Consider the following 18,285-nt stretch of genomic DNA (forward strand, 5'->3'; position numbering starts at 1 on the left):
GTGATCAAGAGACAGACCCTAGCCCTCCCCTTGAAGGGGAGGGAATGTAAGAGCAAACATTCGTTGAGATCTCCCCTTTCTAAGGGAGGGAAGGTTATGTCACGCATCGAAAGAAGAGAAATATCAAGCCGTTACTTCGCTTCGAGGTGATCAATCATCAATTGCAGTGACTGATTGCCGCGAAACTCATTAATATCAAGCTTATACGCAAGACGCACCGTTTTCACCGACGCATCTGGCCAGCGTCTTAAATCGACATTAAAAGCAATGCCATCGATCATAATGTTGGTTGGGTGGCCTTTGAATAACGGTTCAAGCATCAGTTTCAAATGCTTTTCCCCCACCAGCTTTTGGTGCAGTAGTTTGAACTCACCGTCAAAGAGAGGTTCAGGAAACGCCTGCCCCCATGGGCCACCGGAACGCAAGGTTTCAGCGGTGTGCATCGAGAACTCTTCAGGTGTTAACTCTCCATCGGATAAAATCACGCCCTTGAGCGCGCTTTCATCTAACTCGCGACGTACGGCTTGATCAAACAGCTCAGCAAAACGCTCAAACTCTTTTTCGGCAATAGTTAAACCTGCCGCCATCGCGTGACCGCCAAATTTGGCGATTAAACCGGGGTTTTGTGTATCAATGCGATCCAGCACATCGCGCATGTGTAACCCAGCAACAGAGCGGCATGACCCTTTGATACTGCCATCGCCACCATCGGCAAACGCAATCACAGGGCGATGATATTTATCTTTAATACGTGAGGCTAAAATACCAATTACACCTTGGTGCCAATCACGTTGAAACAGCACTAAACCGTGCGGCAATTCGCTATTTTCACTCAGTTGTAAGCGCTCACAAAAAGCCAGCGCCTCTTGCTTCATACCCTCTTCAATCTCTTTACGAGTTTGGTTAAGGCTATCCAGCTCACTGGCCATTCGACGCGCAGCGTGAATGTCATTGCACATTAGCAGCTCAACGCCAAATGACATATCATCCAAGCGCCCTGCCGCATTGATGCGTGGCCCTAACGCAAAGCCAAAATCCGAGGCAACTAAACGCCTCGCGTCACGTTTAGCAACCTCAATCAAAGCTTGAATACCCGGCCTTGCATGCCCGGCGCGAATGCGTTGCAAACCTTGATGCACTAAAATGCGGTTGTTTTCATCGAGCGGCACAACATCAGCGACAGTACCCAGTGCGACTAAGTCAATCAGCTCCATCAACTTGGGTTCACTCATACCTTGTCGAGTAAACCAGCCGTTTTTTCGCATATGCACGCACAGCGCCATCATCAAATAGAAAGCCACCCCTACGCCGGCTAATGCCTTCGAGGGAAACGGGCAGTTAGACAAATTGGGATTCACCATCGCATCAACCTCTGGCAACTCGTGTCCCGGTAAATGGTGATCGGTCACCAAGACAGTCAGCCCTTGCTGCTTGGCATAACGCACCCCGTCGATAGAGGAGACGCCATTATCGACCGTCATGATCATCTGCGCGCCAAGCTCAATCGCTTGATCGACCACTTCAGGGCTTAAGCCATAACCATCTTCAAAACGGTTAGGCACGAGATAGTCCACATTGTTCGATCCCAACATTCGCAACGCCAAAACAGATAAGGCGCAACTGGTTGCGCCATCAGCATCAAAATCCCCGACGACTATGATGCGCTGCTGCTGCTCAATGGCGTAAAAAAGTAGTTGTACCGCTTGCTCTATACCACCTAATTGTTGGTAGGAATGCAGTGCTTTCGCAGCCTTGTCGAGTTGTTCAAGGTTCGTGATACCACGGTTGATATAGATACGTTTAAGCAGTGTTGGAATCGTGTCAGGAAGTTGCGAAAGATCGGGGGCTGGTCTTTGTTTTATCTCAATCATAAATCAGCGGGCTCAAGAACACTCAAGCCCGACTCCTAAAGTTATTGAATCTGCTGAAGGCGTTGCAACAGTTGCTCTGGTGGTAAATAACCGCCAACCATTTCGCCATTCGGTAGGAAAATCGCAGGCGTGCCGTTGATGCCTAACTCACGCCCGAGCTGATAGTGTTTGGTAATCAACTGCTTAGCTTGTTGGATGTTCTGCCCTGCTTCTGGCAATTGATGATTGGTTTTTGCCTCATTCATCGCTGCCATTTTATCATCTGCATTCCAGATAGCGGCCATTTGATCAGCTACCTGCCCCGTAACGCCTTGACGCGGGTAAGCCATGTAGCGCACGGTGATCCCTAGGTCGTTATACCCTTTCATTTGACTATGCAAACGAGTGCAATAACCACAGGTAATATCAGTAAAAACAGTCACCACGTATTTTTCATTGGCGGCTTTGTATTCGATCATACTCGATTCAAACTGCGCGATCTTCGCCGCATTAACGGGCGCTTGGCGTTTGGCTAACACATCGACATAACCACCATTCTTATCTAATTCATACAAGGTTCCGGCGATAAAATGGCTCGCGTCAGGCGCAGAAAACAGCACGCCACCGGAAGTTTGCACTTCAATCACTCCCGGAATATCAGAGGCTTGAACACTCAGTACTTCCAATCCGAGTTTAGAAAAACGTTGTTCAAAAACCGTTTTATCAAGCGCAGCCGCTTGCACAGCCGCTTGCACAGCCGTTGACGTCACTTGCTCTGTGGTTTCGGCGTTACACGCCACAGCAAAAAGTGGCAATGTAAGAAGAGTCAGTTGGCGTAATACGCTCATTAAATTCACCTTTTCAAGCCCTTGGATGGTGCTCGCTATGTAATTGTTTAAGTCGCTCAGTCGCAACATGAGTATAAATTTGCGTGGTCGATAAGTCACTATGACCGAGCAGCATTTGCACTACACGCAAATCGGCACCGTAATTGAGTAGATGCGTGGCAAAAGCATGCCTTAATACGTGTGGGGAGAGTTTTTCCACATCGATTTGTGCGATCACTGCGTAGTGTTTAATTCGGTGCCAAAAGGTTTGACGAGTCATCTGCCTTGCGCGTCGGCTGGGGAAAACCACATCCGACGTTTGTTCGCCCAGCAGAGTAGACCGCCCTTGTTCAAGAAAAGTTTCAATCCAATCAACGGCATTTTCGCCCATCGGTACAAGACGCTCTTTGCCACCTTTACCAATCACTCTTACTACGCCTTGACGTAAACTGATATTTTCCATGGTCAGTGAAACCAATTCGGTCACCCGTAGCCCTGTTGCATACAAGAGTTCCAACATCGCTCTGTCACGTAATTCTAGAGGATTATTAGTATCGGGAGCATTCAATAAATCTTCCACTTGCTGCTCGGATAAATCTTTAGGCAGACGCTGCGGCAATTTAGGGCTAATTAAGAGCGCGCTCGGATCATCGCCGCGGAGCTTCTCACGGTGAAGATATTGAAATAAACGACGAATCGCCGACAACATGCGCGCCCGCGAGGTTTGCTTATAATCTTGATCAGCGAGCCACGCTTGGTACTGCTGCAAACCAGTGACACTAATAAAATCGAGGCGATAATTATTGTGCTGCATCCATTGCAACAATTTCGTCAGATCATTGCGATACGATGAGAGCGTGTTTTCAGCTAAACCACGCTCCATCCACATCGCATCTAAAAACTGTTCCACAACCCCTTGATCAGGAGAAATATATTCAGACACATCAAACCTCTGTGGTGAAAATCGAGTTGCTCAGGTTATGTGAGCCACTGGTTTAATACCATAAAAAAACATCATCGGCAGGATAATCGCTGCAAAGTGCGTCATTTTATGGTTAGAATTCACTATTCTTGATTTAAAACGAACACAAAATTATGAAGATCGGTCTTTTTTACGGCTCAACAACTTGTTATACCGAAATGGCAGCAGAGAAGATCCGTGCGCTCATCGGTGAGGATTTGGTGGAGATTCACAATGTGAAAGAAACGCCACTCTCTTTGATGAGCAACTATGATCTTTTAATACTGGGCATCTCAACTTGGGACTTTGGCGAAATCCAAGAAGATTGGAGCGCAATATGGGATCAAATCGGTGGCGTGTCGCTAAAAGGCAAGTACGTCGCATTATTCGGCTTAGGCGATCAAGAAGGTTATGGCGAATGGTACCTCGATGCGATGGGGATGCTGCATGACGAGCTAAAACAAATTGGTGCTCAATTGATTGGCTACTGGCCCAACCAAGGCTACCATTTTGAAGCGTCAAAAGCTCTAACGAAAGATGGCCGCCACTTTGTTGGTCTCGCACTCGATGAAGATTCGCAATACGAGCAAAGCGACGAACGCATTCAATGCTGGGTTGAGCAAATTTTAGTGGAATATCACGATTCGATTTAATTCGTTGTTCGCTATTTGTTGTTAGCCATTTGCTGCCAACAAGGCTCGATAGCAACGCCAATCAAACACCAAACCGGGGTCAGTTTTGCGTAGTGGTGCAATGTATTGATGCCCGGTAATGCGTTGATTGGTGATGAGCGGATAACGCCGCTGCAATGCACACGTCAAAGTCGCTAAGGCTTGATATTGCGCAGGTGTATAAGCCGTCTCATCGCTCCCTTCCAATTCAATCCCAATCGAATAATCATTGCATTTTGCACGGCCAGCAAAGCTTGACTGGCCCGCATGCCAAGCTCTGGCATTAAATGGCACAAATTGCACTACTTCTCCCTCTCGCCGAATAAGGCAGTGAGCCGAGACGCGCATCTGGTGGATGGTTTGAAAAAAAGGGTGTTGATTCGGGTCAAGCGTGCCAGTGAAAAACTGCTCAATATATGGGCCGCCGAACTGGCCCGGAGGCAAGCTGATATTATGTACCACCAGCAATGAAATATCTTGCGCATCGCTTCGCTGATCATAAAACGGCGATGGCACTCGACGTGCGCTTTGATACCAACCCTTTTTATCGATCATCAGTTGACCCCTTACACTCACACAAAAATGAACCTTAGCCAGAGGAAATGCGAGATTAGTGGCTGAATTTGAGTAAAACTCAGCGTATCATTCTCACTCTGTTCAACACCATATTAGATTTGCGATGAAAAATACACACAACAGCCAACAACGCCTTGATTATCTGAAACAGCAACTCCCATTGGAAATTACTCGTGCCGTTAGCGATGCACTCAGAGAAGATCTCGGTGGCAGCTTGGATGCGACTGCTGATATCACCGCAAACCTTATTCCAGCGGATGCGCGCAATACTGCGACTCTCATCACCCGTGAACATGGCGTATTTTGTGGCCAAGCATGGGCAGAGGAAGTCTTCAAACAACTTGGTGGTGAAGTGAAAATTGACTGGCATGTCCAAGATGGCGATCAAGTTAAGCCAAACCAAATTTTGTGCACCCTTGAGGGCCCAGCTCGCGCGCTGCTGACTGGTGAACGCAATGCGATGAACTTCATTCAAACCTTGTCAGGTTGCGCCAGCATTACTGCTCAGTATGCCAAACAGCTAGAAGGCACCGAATGCCGACTACTTGATACACGCAAAACTATCCCTGGCCTGCGCAGCGCACTAAAATATGCTGTCGCGTGTGGCGGCGGCTTTAACCATCGTATTGGCGTGTTTGATGCTTATTTAATTAAAGAAAACCATATCATTGCTTGTGGCGGTATAACCCAAGCCATCAGCACCGCTAAACAGCTCAACCCCGGTAAACCTGTCGAAGTCGAAACCGAAAGCCTGCAAGAGTTAGAAGAGGCGATTCAAGCGGGTGCTGACATCATTATGCTGGATAATTTTAGTATTGAGATGATGCGCGAAGCGGTAGCAATTAACGCAGGCCGCGCGGCTTTAGAAAATTCTGGTAACGTCACATTAGAAACCATTGGCGATTACGCGCGAACCGGTGTCGATTACATCTCAGTCGGCGCGCTGACTAAGCACATTAAAGCGCTCGATCTCTCAATGCGCTTTCAGTAATTAATTACATCAATTAATGGAATAAAGATCAAAAATTTCAAATAGTTAAGGAAGCCGGACGAGCTTCCTTTTTTATTGCTTGCGTATCAAAATCAAGACGGCATTTTTAAGTCAGTCGTATTTCAGTGATTGATATATGCAACTAAACAGGTAAAAAATCCAAATCGCTCGCGCACTGCTCTTTATCTCATTCCCACCAACCCACAAGCTTCTTATGCTCTGCCCATCCTTATGCGTTCAAACGGAGCAAATCAAATAATGAACACAAATAAGAAAACGAAACAAAGTGGTTTTACCTTAATTGAATTGATGATTGTGGTGGCAATTATTGGCGTACTCTCTGCGATTGCCGTTCCTGCTTATAAAGATTACGTAACAAAAAGCGAGGTAGCTTCGACTGTTGCAACATTAAAGTCGATTATTACTCCTGCTGAATTGTACTATCAAGAGGAAGGTAGCTTTCCAGCAAATGTTACTGAACTAAATAAAGTAGGTGTCAGCCAGGGCGCGATAAAAAACGGAACTCTTTCTATTGGTACTAACGGTAAAAGTATAGAGCTTACAATCAATGGACTACCAACCGGGGCTAAAGCAATTATTACTAGAGACAGTGACCTCGGTTGGAGCTGTGCAACCTCTGGTTTCTCCACCAAATCAGCAGCAGCACCCACGGGTTGTCCACATAGTTAAAATATATGCTAACCAACCTCCCTGCGATTCTGCGTCAGGCTCAGATATTGAGCCCGACGCAAGAACACGCAGTTATTGAACATATCAAAGCGTCTGGTGCGAGTGTGCCAGAAGCTTTGCTCGCTTTGGATTTTTTCCATCCTCATGATCTGACTGAGCAGTTAAGTACCCTTTTTGGCCTACCGGACACCGACTTAACCCGCTACGACTACCCGCAGCTCTGCCAACAGCTTGGTTTGCGTGATCTCATCACCCGTTACCAAGCACTGCCGATTGCCCATAATGGCCAAACCCTGACCATCGCGGTTTCCGACCCGACCCATTTACAAGTGGAAGATGATTTTCGCTTTGCGACAGGCTTACAAGTCGAACTGGTTTTAGCCGACTACAAAGCGCTGCAAGCAGCCATCCGGCGCTTGTATGGCCGAACAATTCAAGGATCCTCTTCTTCAGGGAAAGAGATCAGCCAAGATGAACTGGCGAACTTAGTTAAGCTGTCTGATGATGAGATTCAATCGATTGAAGACCTCAGCCAAGATGACGCCCCAGTCAGTCGCTTTATTAACCAAATCCTGCTTGATGCGGTGCGAAAAGGCGCATCCGATATCCATTTCGAACCGTACGAAGCGCTTTACCGAGTACGATTGCGCTGTGATGGTATTTTGGTGGAAACGCAGCGTCCCTCAAGCAACTTAAGTCGCCGGCTTGCCGCGCGGCTCAAGATTTTATCCAAACTCGATATTGCCGAGCGGCGCTTACCACAAGATGGACGAATTAAACTGCGGTTGAATCAAGACACCGCCATCGATATGCGCGTTTCCAGCCTCCCCACTTTATGGGGCGAAAAAATCGTACTGCGCCTACTTGATAGCAGCGCCGCTAACTTAGATATCGACAAATTGGGTTATAACGACCAGCAAAAACAGCTCTACTTAGCTGCGCTGAAAAAACCACAAGGGATGATTTTAATGACGGGCCCGACGGGCAGCGGAAAAACCGTCTCGCTCTATACGGGGCTACGCATTTTAAATACTGCTGAAGTGAACATTTCTACCGCTGAAGATCCGGTTGAAATTAACTTATCCGGTATTAACCAAGTTCAAGTGCAGCCAAAAATTGGCTTTGGCTTTGCGCAAGCATTACGCTCCTTCTTACGGCAAGATCCCGACATTGTGATGGTTGGCGAAATCCGCGATTTAGAAACTGCCGAAATCGCCGTGAAAGCGGCACAAACCGGGCATTTAGTCCTTTCTACCTTGCACACTAACTCCGCCGCCGAAACGGTGATTCGCTTAAGTAATATGGGAATTGAAGCGTTTAACTTAGCCTCTTCACTCAGTTTAATTATTGCCCAGCGTTTGGCTCGTCGCCTTTGTCGGCACTGCAAAATTGCCGTCGTGCCCTCAATACAGTTGCAGCAACATTTTCAGCTACTAGCGACGGAAACCATTTATGAAGCGAACCCGCATGGTTGCAACGAATGCACAGGGGGCTATTCAGGTCGAGTCGGCATTTATGAAGTGATGGCGTTTAACCCACAGCTGGCCGAAGCGATTATGCAAAAAGCAAGCATTCATCAAATAGAGCAGATCGCGAAAGCCAACGGAATGCAGACACTACAAGAATCAGGCATTGAAAAGCTCAAAAACGGCGTAACCAGCTTCAAAGAGCTGCAACGCGTGCTCTATTTCTAACGCTTTGATCCCTCTTAGCTAGCCATTGGGTGACTCTATTGTATGAACACAAAAATCAAATCAGAACTCAAAAATTATCGTTGGAAAGGCATAAATAGTTCGGGCAAAAAAGTATCTGGCCAAACTCTCGCTTTAACCGAACTGGAAGTGCGTGACAAACTTAAAGAACAGCACATTCAAATCAAAAAAATCAAAAAAGGGGGCGTCTCTTTTATCACCCGCTTGACTCATCGCGTGAAGGCCAGAGACATCACCATTCTGACACGCCAATTGGCGACCATGCTGACCACGGGCGTGCCCATCGTGCAAGCCTTAAAACTGGTCGGAGATAACCATCGCAAAGCCGAAATGAAATCCATTTTGTCGCAAGTCACCAAAGGGGTTGAAGCCGGAACGCCAATTTCCAAAGCGATGCGTACCGCCAGCACCCATTTCGATACCTTGTATGTTGATCTCATTCACACAGGTGAACAGTCAGGTAACTTGGCTGAAGTGTTTGAGCGGCTAGCGACTTATCGAGAAAAAAGTGAACAACTGCGCGCTAAAGTTATTAAAGCACTCATCTACCCAACCATGGTGGTGTTGGTCGCGTTAGGTGTTTCTTACTTAATGCTTACTATGGTGATCCCTGAGTTTGAAAGCATGTTCAAAGGATTCGGAGCCGAATTACCTTGGTTTACACAGCAAGTATTGAAACTCTCTCATTGGGTGCAAAGTTACAGTTTGTGGGTACTAATCATCATAATCCTCACCACAATTGCCGTGAAAGCAGTACGCCAAAAATCTTTTTTAATACGCTTAAAAACCAGCCGATTAGGATTAAAGTTTCCCATTCTTGGCGGGGTGATAGGCAAAGCCTCTATTGCTAAATTCAGTCGCACACTCGCCACCAGTTTTAGTGCAGGCATTCCGATTTTAGCCAGCTTAAAAACCACCGCCAAAACCGCTGGCAATGTCCATTTTGAGACAGCGATTAATGAGGTCTATCGTGATACGGCAGCCGGTATGCCAATGTATATTGCGATGCGTAATACCGAAGCCTTTCCCGAAATGGTGCTGCAAATGGTGATGATTGGTGAAGAATCAGGCCGATTGGATGACATGCTCAATAAAGTCGCCACCATTTACGAATTTGAAGTCGATAATACCGTCGATAACTTAGGCAAAATTCTCGAACCATTGATCATTGTCTTTTTGGGTACGGTGGTCGGCGGTTTAGTGGTGGCGATGTACTTGCCCATCTTTAACTTAATGAGTGTATTAGGATAGTATTAGCTCTGCTAATCTTTTACTTATCGAGTCTGTGCATGGAAGTTTTTATTTATTACCCTTGGCTCTTTCCACTTTTTGCAGCGTTGTTTGGCTTAATCGTGGGGAGTTTTCTCAATGTGGTCATTTATCGTCTACCTAAAATCATGGAGCGAGAATGGCGACAAGAGTGCGCTGACTGCTTTCCCGAATATCACATTGCGCCACCGGAAGGACAACTCACGCTCAGTGTCCCCCGTTCTAGCTGCCCACACTGTGATACGCCAATCCGTATTATTGATAATATTCCGCTACTCAGTTGGCTCTTTTTAAAAGGGAAATGTTCCCGTTGCCAAGGCCCGATCAGTGCACGCTATCCTTTGATTGAACTGCTCACCGCCATTATGAGCTTTGTCGTGGCTAGCCACTTCGGTTTTAGTTATTTTTCACTAGCGCTATTGTTTTTCACTTTTGTGCTCATCGCGGCGACGTTTATCGATTTCGATACCATGCTGTTACCCGACAAGCTGACACTGCCACTACTGTGGGCGGGTCTCAGCTTATCATTGATGCACATTAGCCCAGTCAGTTTGCAAGATGCGGTGATCGGCGCCATTGCTGGCTATCTGAGCTTATGGTCGATCTATTGGCTGTTTAAACTCGTCACAGGCAAAGAAGGAATGGGTTATGGCGATTTCAAACTGCTGGCTGCTCTCGGCGCTTGGTTGGGCTGGCAATATCTGCCCATCATCATCCTCATGTCATCTGTGGTTGGCATTGTCTTTGGCCTAATTCAATTGCGCTTGCAAAAAAAAGGGATCGACAAAGCCTTTCCTTTTGGCCCCTATCTCGCCATTGCTGGCTGGCTAACCTTGTTGTGGGGTAACGATATGATGAGTTGGTATTTAGGTTCAATTATGGGGTTATCGTCATGGGGTTAGTGGTGGGTTTAACCGGCGGGATTGCCAGCGGAAAAAGCACCGTTGCTCATTTATTTCAGCAGCATTTCTCGATTGATGTCGTGGATGCTGACATCATCGCTCGAGAAGTCGTCGAACCAGATAGTGAAGGATTAACGGCGATTTGCGCGCACTTTGGCCTCACCATATTAAAGCCCGATGGACAATTGGATCGCACCAAGTTAAGAGAAAAGATCTTTGCTGATGAACAAGAAAAGGCTTGGCTTAATCAGCTTCTTCACCCAATGATCCGTGCAAAAATGATTGCTGATTTAGCAAAAACCACCTCGCCTTATGCTTTATTGGTTGTGCCATTATTGATAGAAAATAACCTACAAACCTTAGTTGATCGCATCTTAGTGGTTGATGTTGATCTAAAAACTCAAATCGCTCGCACTATGGCAAGAGACAAGGTATCAGAGCAACAAGTACGTTCGATCTTAGCCGCTCAAGCGAGCCGTGAGCAAAGATTGCAATACGCTGACGATGTGATTAAAAATAGCGCAGAAAACCAAAAACTTTTGCCTCAAATCACAGAATTACACAAAAAGTATCTAGCCATATGCAGCCTAAGTCTGTAAGAATAACCCAGACCGGACCTAAGGCTAGCTAGATGACCACGCATAAGTTTGAACACCCACTGAACGAAAAAACTCGTATCTATTTAAGAGTCGAAGCGCTGCTTAACCAGTTGATGCATTCCGCTCAGTTTCGTGACGGTATTCAACACCAACTCTTCTTTCGTTCATTGTTTGATTTACTCGAAATCTTCGAACAGATCCAACTCAAAAGCGAGTTGGCTAAAGATATTGAAAAACAGCGTTTGAACTACCGTAGCTGGCTCAATGTGGATGGTGTTGATCAAGAAATGTTGCTATCGCTCCTTGAAGAGATCGACGAGGTGCATCGTAATTTAATGAGCGCTGAACGCTTTGGCCAATCACTCAAAGAAGATCGTTTCTTAAGCACGATTCGCCAACGCTTTAATTTGCCGGGCGGGTCATGCTGTTTTGACCTACCAGCGCTGCACTACTGGTTACACATTCCGATAGAAAAGAAGACCCAAGATGCGCACCAATGGATGGAAACGCTGCGACCGTTATCAGATGCGTTGCAACTTTGGTTGAAGTTAACCCGCGAAACGGGCCATTTTAAAGCACGCCTAGCACGATTAGGTTTTTATCAAAGCGATGCAGAAGACGCCAATATCTTGCGCTTGTCGATCCCACTTGAGTATGGGGTATACCCCATGATCTCTGGACATAAAAATCGCTTCGCGATTAAGTTTATCGAATTCCAATCAGGCCAAGCAACAGGGCGCGATATCGAGTTTGATCTCGCCGTCTGCTGTTAATCAATTCCGCTTCAATTCCCGACTGACTCTTACTTTCCATTGCGTTAGGTAATACACTTACGCCTATCCATCGTTACTTGAAGTCCGTTATGTCAAAGAAAATTACCATTGTAAAATGCCCGCAGTGCAAAGCCGATGTCGAATGGGGAGAACAGAGCCCTTATCGTCCTTTTTGTTCCAAACAGTGTCAGATGATCGATTTTGGCGAGTGGGCCGATGAGGAAAAAAGTATTCCCGGTGCACCAGATATGTCAGACAGTGATGGTTGGTCAGAAGATCAATATTAGCGCACATATAAAACACATATAAAAACAGGGGTCGATTACTCGACCCCTGTTTATTACTATGAGAACGCTAGTTTATAGCATTACTTCTTAGCAAGTTTCTCTTTGATACGAGCTGACTTACCAGAACGCTCACGTAGGTAGTACAGTTTGGCACGACGTACTGCACCGCGGCGTTTAACTTCAATGCTATCAACCACTGGAGAGTGAGTTTGGAACGTACGCTCAACACCTTCACCGTTAGAGATCTTACGAACAGTGAATGCAGAGTGTAGGCCACGGTTACGGATTGCGATTACAACGCCTTCAAAAGCCTGTAGACGCTCACGATCACCTTCTTTTACCTTAACTTGAACAACAACAGTGTCACCTGGTGCGAATTTAGGTAGGCCTTGTTTCATTTGCTCTTCTTCAAGAGCCTTGATGATGTTACTCATTTTAAAAATTCCTAGAATAAACTGATACTAAATTAAATAGGTTACTGATGTATTTGAGTTTCTTTAATGAACTCAACCAGTAATAGTTCCTGTTCGTCAGTCAGAGCTAGGTTTTCCAGGAGCTCTGGCCTTCTATGCCAAGTTCGGCCCAACGACTGTTTCAGCCGCCAGCGACGAATATCCTCGTGATTACCGGATTTCAGTACCGCAGGTACTTCTTTTCCATCTAACACTTCAGGACGCGTATAGTGCGGGCAATCTAGCAAGCCATTTGCAAAAGAATCCTCTTCTGCTGATGCGAAATCTCCTAATACTCCCGGAACAAACCGAGAGACAGAATCAATCAACGTCATGGCTGGCAGTTCGCCGCCTGTCATCACAAAATCACCAATCGACCATTCTTCGTCAACTTCTGATTGGATGATACGCTCATCTACCCCTTCATAGCGTCCGCAAATAAGAACCAGGTTCTCATTCGTCGCCAGCTCTTCAACTCCTTTTTGGTCGAGTTTTCGACCTTGAGGAGAAAGGTAAATGACTTTCGTCTTTCCCGGTGCGGCTTGTTTTGCTGCATGAATGGCATCGCGCAAAGGCTGAACCATCATGAGCATTCCAGGACCACCACCGTAAGGTCTGTCATCGACGGTGCGATGTTTGTCATGAGTGAAATCTCGAGGATTCCAAGCTTTAATAGACAGCAAACCTTTTTTAACCGCTTGACCTGTTACTCCAAAATCAGTAACAGAACGGAACATTTCAGGAAATAGGCTTATAACGCCAACCCACATGTGTTCTCTCGCTCTGAAATTTTAGAGTTAGAATGCCGGATCCCAGTCAACTTCGATCCGTCGAGCTTCGCGATCAACATTCTTGATCACTTGCTCTTCAAGGTACGGTACCAACCGTTCCTTTTGGCCAAAAGCATCTTTCAAATTCGCTTTCACAACCAGAACATCGTTGGAGCCAGTTTCTAATAGGTCAGTGACCTCACCAAGGTTATACCCCTTAGTGGTAATAACTTGCATACCGAACAATTCACGCCAGTAGAATTCATCTGCTGACAATTCTGGTAATGATGCGGGATCAATAGCAATTTCAAAGTTGGTGAGTAGATGTGCGTCTTCTCGAACATCTAAACCTTCAAGTTTTACCACCATACTCTTACCATGGCGCTTCCAACTCTCTACTTTGTACTCGATCCACTGGCCTTTTTGGTTAATAAACCAAGGGCTGTAATCAAAAATACTTTCAGCTTCGTCTGTGTAGGAAAAAACTTTGAGCCAGCCACGAATGCCATAGGTAGCACCAAACTTGCCCATAACAATCTTTTCGTTTTCTTTGCTCATTGTTTCTTTACCTTTCATCGACATAAGCTAATGTTCTTCTATAAAAGTAAGAATTAAGCCGCTTTTTGAGCGTCTTTTACTAGCTTAGCTACGCGATCAGATAGAGATGCGCCTTGACCAACCCAATGGTTAACGCGATCTAGATCAACACGTAGGCCTTCTTCTTGGCCAGTAGCCGTAGGATTAAAGAAACCTACTTTCTCGATGAAACGGCCAGTTACTGCGTTACGGCTATCCGCAACTACGATTTGATAAAATGGACGCTTTTTAGCGCCGTGACGTGCCAAACGAATGGTTACCATGTCGTCCTCTTTGCTTTCTCAATAATAAAATTAACCCCAAAAACCATTTACGAAAAACAGTCTGGGGTCTCGTGCCAAAATAAAGCCTCGGAATTTTACTCTTATTCCGAGGCTTTGCAAGGGGTTTAGCTATTTTTTCACCAGCAGAAGCATTATGCTTTTGCAGTGATGGACATCACGCTTTAGTAAATTTTAAGCATCGCAATGAGTTAGGTTAACGACCAAAGAAACCACCGCCGCCCATGCCACCCATTCCGCCCATCATGCCTTGCATATTACGCATCATGCCTTTCATGCCACCTTTCTGCATTTTTTTCATCATTTTCTGCATTTGGGTGAACTGTTTCAGTAAGCGGTTAACATCTTGTACTTGGGTGCCAGAACCCGTCGCGATACGTTTTTTACGTGAACCTTTTATCATGTCTGGGTGCTGGCGCTCGTGCATGGTCATCGAACAGATGATCGCTTCCATCTGCTTGAACATCTTATCATCGACCTTGTCTTTCACGTTCGCTGGTAGGTTTGCCATGCCAGGCAGTTTATCGAGCATGCCCATCATGCCGCCCATATTCTGCATTTGCCCGAGCTGTTCGCGGAAATCTTCTAAATCAAATCCTTTCTTTTCCTTGAATTTTTTAGCTAGGCGTTCTGCTTGCTCGTGATCAACATTACGTTGTAGATCTTCAATTAATGAGAGAACATCGCCCATTCCCAATATGCGTGATGCAATACGATCAGGATGGAAAGGCTCGAGCGCGTCAGTTTTTTCACCGACCCCTAAGAATTTAATCGGTTTACCGGTGATATGACGAACGGAAAGTGCGGCACCACCTCGAGCATCACCATCAACTTTGGTTAAGATAACCCCTGTTAACGGCAGCGCATCACCAAAGGCTTTTGCGGTGTTCGCGGCATCTTGCCCCGTCATGGCATCCACAACGAACAATGTTTCAATCGGATTAATCGCCGCATGCAGATCTTGGATCTCTGCCATCATCAGTTCATCAATAGCAAGACGGCCTGCAGTGTCGACAATCAGCACATCGAAGAATTTCTTCTTCGCATGGTCAATGGCCGCATTGGCGATATCAATCGGTTTTTGGTCGGCTGAAGAAGGAAAAAATTCAACGTCCAGATCGTTAGCTAGAGTTTCAAGCTGTTTTATGGCCGCTGGGCGATAAACGTCAGCCGAAACCACCAGTACTTTCTTTTTATCACGTTCTTTAAGCAGCTTAGCAAGCTTACCAACACTGGTGGTTTTACCCGCCCCTTGTAAACCCGCCATTAAAATCACTGCTGGCGGCTGGGCTGCAAGGTTAAGCGCTTCGTTGGATTCGCCCATTACCGCTTCAAGCTGCGCTTGAACAATCTTGATGAACTCTTGTCCCGGTGTCAGCGATTTAGACACCTCAACACCCACTGCGCCCTCTTTAACGCGCGCGACAAAATCACGCACTACAGGCAGTGCAACGTCCGCTTCAAGCAGCGCCATGCGCACTTCGCGTAGGGTTTCTTTAATATTGTCTTCGGTGAGACGGCCTTTGCCGCTGATATTTTTCAGCGTCTTGGATAGTCGATCCGTTAAATTTTCAAACATCGTTGTCTCTTCGCTAGTTCGGCGATTAATTGGGGTCAGTATACCTTAGCCAATCTAATAGTCATACCCATTGACGCTTCGCGATAAGCGACTTAAACCCGTAAACGTAACATTGGGTCCCCAAAACAGGGGGGTCAAAAAGAGTTATCTCTGCGATTTATCGAATAAAAGCCTTCACCCTGTTAATTATTTGCACCATGACCTCAACTAAGGTGGGTATATGTCAAATCAATCGGTATCCAACGTAGCTCATTATCGTGATGCAAGGTATAATTCGCCAATTCAGCCACCATTTTGTAAGAAGTATGGAAAACTTAATCGCAATAGTCGCCACTATTTTGTATTTTTTATCCATAGCGACCATTATTCCAGGCTTAGTTAATCAAACTGGGATTCGTGCGCAGACAGTATTGTTCAGTTCAGCACTGGCGCTGGCTTTTCATGCGTGGTTACTGAGTGATTTAATCTTCAACGCTAATGGGCAAAACCTCAGTATGCTCAATGTGGCATCATTGATAAGCTTTATCATCTCACTGGTGATGAGCATTGCGATGTTAAAAACGCGATTGTGGTTTCTGTTGCCGGTGGTGTATAGCTTCGCCGCGATCAACGTCAGCGCCGCCTCATTTCTTCCCAGCATGTTCATGACTCACTTAGAAAACAATCCGCCACTGTTGTTGCATATTTCTCTAGCACTATTTTCGTATTCAACCCTTTCGATTGGCGCACTCTACGCTTTGCAATTGGCTTGGCTGGACTACAAGCTAAAGAAAAAGAAGATGCTAACCATCAACCCCAATTTGCCACCACTACTGATGGTAGAAAGGCAACTGTTTAAAATCATCTTGATAGGTAACGTATTACTTACTGGTACCTTGATTACTGGTTTTGATTTTGTCGGTGATATGTTTGCTCAAGGCAAAGCGCATAAAGGCATTTTGTCTTTCATTGCTTGGGTTGTCTATTCTGTATTGTTGTGGGGACATTACCGAAAAGGTTGGCGCGGTAGAAAAGTGACTTGGTTTGCTGTCGCTGGTGCAACCTTACTCACACTGGCCTACTTTGGTAGCCGTTTTGTAAAAGAAATCATTTTGAGCTAACTCAACACGTTTGATAGCGTATTGACACATTCATTTAATTAGATCATTACTTAATCACACTATTTATAAGGAAAAACCACGTTTTGGACGACATTTCAACGGGTATATTGTTTGCACTACTCGCGGGTCTCATCGTAATTTCGGCTTATTTTTCAGGTTCAGAAACCGGCATGATGTCTTTGAACCGCTACCGCTTAAAGCACTTGGCCAATACCGGCCACAAAGGTGCAAAGCGTGTTGAAAAACTGCTTGATCGTCCAGATCGCCTCATTGGTTTGATCCTCATTGGCAACAACCTAGTCAATATTTTAGCTTCTGCAATTGCCACTATTATTGGTATGCGCCTTTATGGGGATCTAGGAGTGGCCATTGCCACTGGTGCGCTGACGTTGGTCGTTCTGGTTTTTGCTGAAGTGACGCCAAAAACATTAGCAGCGCTTTACCCTGAACGCGTCTCTTACGCCAGCAGCATCTTACTGACCTTCTTAATGAAGATATTGTCACCATTGGTGATGTTCATTAACTTCATCACCAATGGTTTCATCCGCTTACTAGGCCTTAAGGCCAAGCATGGGGCGGAGGATCATCTAAGCTCTGAAGAGTTGAGAACCGTCGTCAACGAAGCGGGTGGTCTTATTCCTCGTCGCCACCAAGATATGCTGCTTTCCATTCTCGATCTCGAACATGTTACGGTGAACGACATCATGATCCCACGTAACGAAATTACTGGTATCAATATTAACGATGATTGGAAATCTATCGTGCGTCAGTTAACTCACTCGCCACACGGACGCGTGGTGCTTTACCGAGACAAAATTGATGAAGCGGTGGGCATATTGCGCCTTCGTGATGCTTCTCGTTTGATGTTGGAAAAAAAAGAGTTCAATAAAGAGATGATTTTACGTGCCGCTGATGAAGTCTACTTCATCCCGGAAGGCACACCGCTCAACGTACAATTACTTAAATTCCAACGCAACAAAGAGCGGATTGGCCTGATCGTTGATGAATACGGTGATATCAATGGCTTGATCACTGTTGAAGATATTCTCGAAGAGATTGTGGGGGAATTCACCACCTCGATGGCACCAAGCTTAGCCGATGAAATTACCCCACAAAGTGATGGCAGCTTCTTGATTGATGGCAGCGCAAATATCCGTGACATTAACAAAGGGCTGAAGTGGAAACTGCCAACAACGGGCCCAAGAACCTTAAACGGTTTACTTTTGGAGCACCTTGAAGATATTCCAAGTAGCCATTTAAGTGTCAAAGTCTCTGGCCATGCGATGGAGATTGTGGATGTAGAAGAAAACCGCATTAAGCAGGTTAAAGTCTTTCCACGCAAAACCAAAAAACATTAATCGCCAGTCACTGCATAAAAGAAAGAAAAAAAGCTTGGTC

The 18,285-nt window shown here is 45.8% G+C and carries 20 protein-coding genes; 11 read left to right on the forward strand and 9 right to left on the reverse strand.

All coding sequences use genetic code 11. The features are described 5' to 3' along the window. Positions 1 to 131 precede the first annotated feature (131 nt). Genes recJ through xerD form a run of 3 tightly spaced genes read right to left on the reverse strand, consistent with a single transcriptional unit; the run spans position 132 to position 3,620 of the window. Positions 132 to 1,871 (reverse strand): single-stranded-DNA-specific exonuclease RecJ, encoded by a 1,740-nt coding sequence (gene recJ, locus DD616_RS15235; RefSeq protein ID WP_208871883.1) that lies wholly within the window; start codon positions 1,869 to 1,871, stop codon positions 132 to 134. 41 nt (positions 1,872 to 1,912) lie between these two features. Continuing rightward, positions 1,913 to 2,698 (reverse strand): thioredoxin fold domain-containing protein, encoded by a 786-nt coding sequence (locus tag DD616_RS15240; protein WP_208871884.1) that lies wholly within the window; start codon positions 2,696 to 2,698, stop codon positions 1,913 to 1,915. Between the two features lie 13 nt (positions 2,699 to 2,711). Further along, complete coding sequence (xerD, locus tag DD616_RS15245; RefSeq protein ID WP_013857679.1) at positions 2,712 to 3,620, reverse strand: site-specific tyrosine recombinase XerD; 909 nt, start codon at positions 3,618 to 3,620, stop codon at positions 2,712 to 2,714. Between the two features lie 152 nt (positions 3,621 to 3,772). Between xerD and fldB the strand changes: the two genes are divergently transcribed. Continuing rightward, positions 3,773 to 4,291, forward strand: coding sequence for a flavodoxin FldB (gene fldB / locus DD616_RS15250; protein WP_094145252.1), 519 nt, complete (start codon positions 3,773 to 3,775; stop codon positions 4,289 to 4,291). A gap of 21 nt (positions 4,292 to 4,312) precedes the next feature. On the opposite strand, the gene ampD is transcribed toward fldB, so the two are convergent. Beyond that, the gene (gene ampD / locus DD616_RS15255) at positions 4,313 to 4,864 is read right to left on the reverse strand and encodes a 1,6-anhydro-N-acetylmuramyl-L-alanine amidase AmpD (protein ID WP_212752689.1); all 552 of its coding nucleotides are present in this window, start codon (positions 4,862 to 4,864) and stop codon (positions 4,313 to 4,315) included. 124 nt (positions 4,865 to 4,988) lie between these two features. Here ampD and nadC point away from each other — a divergent pair, with 124 nt between their 5' ends. From nadC to yacG, 8 genes are all read left to right on the forward strand, one after another. Then, the gene (nadC, locus tag DD616_RS15260; RefSeq protein WP_017043701.1) at positions 4,989 to 5,876 is read left to right on the forward strand and encodes a carboxylating nicotinate-nucleotide diphosphorylase; all 888 of its coding nucleotides are present in this window, start codon (positions 4,989 to 4,991) and stop codon (positions 5,874 to 5,876) included. Between the two features lie 255 nt (positions 5,877 to 6,131). Further along, positions 6,132 to 6,566: a type IV pilin protein gene (locus DD616_RS15265; RefSeq protein WP_050934217.1), complete on the forward strand. Its 435-nt coding sequence runs from the start codon at positions 6,132 to 6,134 to the stop codon at positions 6,564 to 6,566. Between the two features lie 5 nt (positions 6,567 to 6,571). After that, positions 6,572 to 8,260: a type IV-A pilus assembly ATPase PilB gene (gene pilB, locus DD616_RS15270; protein WP_094164340.1), complete on the forward strand. Its 1,689-nt coding sequence runs from the start codon at positions 6,572 to 6,574 to the stop codon at positions 8,258 to 8,260. Positions 8,261 to 8,302: 42 nt separating this feature from the next. Beyond that, entirely contained in the window at positions 8,303 to 9,529 is a 1,227-nt protein-coding gene (locus DD616_RS15275; protein ID WP_047688859.1) for a type II secretion system F family protein, read from the forward strand. Between the two features lie 38 nt (positions 9,530 to 9,567). After that, a complete protein-coding gene (locus DD616_RS15280; protein ID WP_208871885.1) occupies positions 9,568 to 10,449 on the forward strand; it encodes a prepilin peptidase in 882 nt (293 codons plus the stop codon). Next, entirely contained in the window at positions 10,440 to 11,048 is a 609-nt protein-coding gene (gene coaE / locus DD616_RS15285; protein ID WP_208871886.1) for a dephospho-CoA kinase, read from the forward strand. Before DD616_RS15280 ends, coaE begins: the two co-directional genes overlap by 10 nt. Positions 11,049 to 11,080: 32 nt before the next feature. Further along, the gene (gene zapD / locus DD616_RS15290; protein WP_013857689.1) at positions 11,081 to 11,821 is read left to right on the forward strand and encodes a cell division protein ZapD; all 741 of its coding nucleotides are present in this window, start codon (positions 11,081 to 11,083) and stop codon (positions 11,819 to 11,821) included. Between the two features lie 89 nt (positions 11,822 to 11,910). Beyond that, entirely contained in the window at positions 11,911 to 12,108 is a 198-nt protein-coding gene (gene yacG, locus DD616_RS15295; RefSeq protein ID WP_010319526.1) for a DNA gyrase inhibitor YacG, read from the forward strand. Between the two features lie 80 nt (positions 12,109 to 12,188). On the opposite strand, the gene rplS is transcribed toward yacG, so the two are convergent. From rplS to ffh, 5 genes are all read right to left on the reverse strand, one after another. Continuing rightward, positions 12,189 to 12,542 carry a 50S ribosomal protein L19 gene (gene rplS / locus DD616_RS15300; protein ID WP_010319525.1) on the reverse strand — a complete coding sequence of 118 codons (354 nt, stop codon included), beginning with the start codon at positions 12,540 to 12,542 and terminating at the stop codon, positions 12,189 to 12,191. 41 nt (positions 12,543 to 12,583) lie between these two features. Then, on the reverse strand, positions 12,584 to 13,330 hold the full coding sequence (gene trmD / locus DD616_RS15305) for a tRNA (guanosine(37)-N1)-methyltransferase TrmD (protein WP_208871887.1): 747 nt from the start codon (positions 13,328 to 13,330) through the stop codon (positions 12,584 to 12,586). Between the two features lie 27 nt (positions 13,331 to 13,357). Then, positions 13,358 to 13,912, reverse strand: coding sequence for a ribosome maturation factor RimM (gene rimM / locus DD616_RS15310; RefSeq protein ID WP_013857691.1), 555 nt, complete (start codon positions 13,910 to 13,912; stop codon positions 13,358 to 13,360). Positions 13,913 to 13,941: 29 nt separating this feature from the next. Next, positions 13,942 to 14,190 (reverse strand): 30S ribosomal protein S16, encoded by a 249-nt coding sequence (rpsP, locus tag DD616_RS15315; protein ID WP_010319522.1) that lies wholly within the window; start codon positions 14,188 to 14,190, stop codon positions 13,942 to 13,944. Positions 14,191 to 14,404: 214 nt separating this feature from the next. Continuing rightward, positions 14,405 to 15,787 carry a signal recognition particle protein gene (gene ffh, locus DD616_RS15320; protein ID WP_019281904.1) on the reverse strand — a complete coding sequence of 461 codons (1,383 nt, stop codon included), beginning with the start codon at positions 15,785 to 15,787 and terminating at the stop codon, positions 14,405 to 14,407. A 305-nt stretch (positions 15,788 to 16,092) separates the two neighbouring features. Here ffh and DD616_RS15325 point away from each other — a divergent pair, with 305 nt between their 5' ends. Both DD616_RS15325 and DD616_RS15330 read left to right on the forward strand, forming a co-directional pair. After that, positions 16,093 to 16,887 carry a cytochrome C assembly family protein gene (locus DD616_RS15325; protein WP_026027563.1) on the forward strand — a complete coding sequence of 265 codons (795 nt, stop codon included), beginning with the start codon at positions 16,093 to 16,095 and terminating at the stop codon, positions 16,885 to 16,887. 83 nt (positions 16,888 to 16,970) lie between these two features. After that, positions 16,971 to 18,245, forward strand: coding sequence for an HlyC/CorC family transporter (locus tag DD616_RS15330; protein ID WP_017046996.1), 1,275 nt, complete (start codon positions 16,971 to 16,973; stop codon positions 18,243 to 18,245). The last annotated feature ends 40 nt before the right edge of the window (positions 18,246 to 18,285 follow it).

The sequence above is a fragment of the Vibrio anguillarum genome (assembly GCF_003390515.1).
Classification (GTDB): Bacteria; Pseudomonadota; Gammaproteobacteria; order Enterobacterales; family Vibrionaceae; genus Vibrio; species Vibrio anguillarum.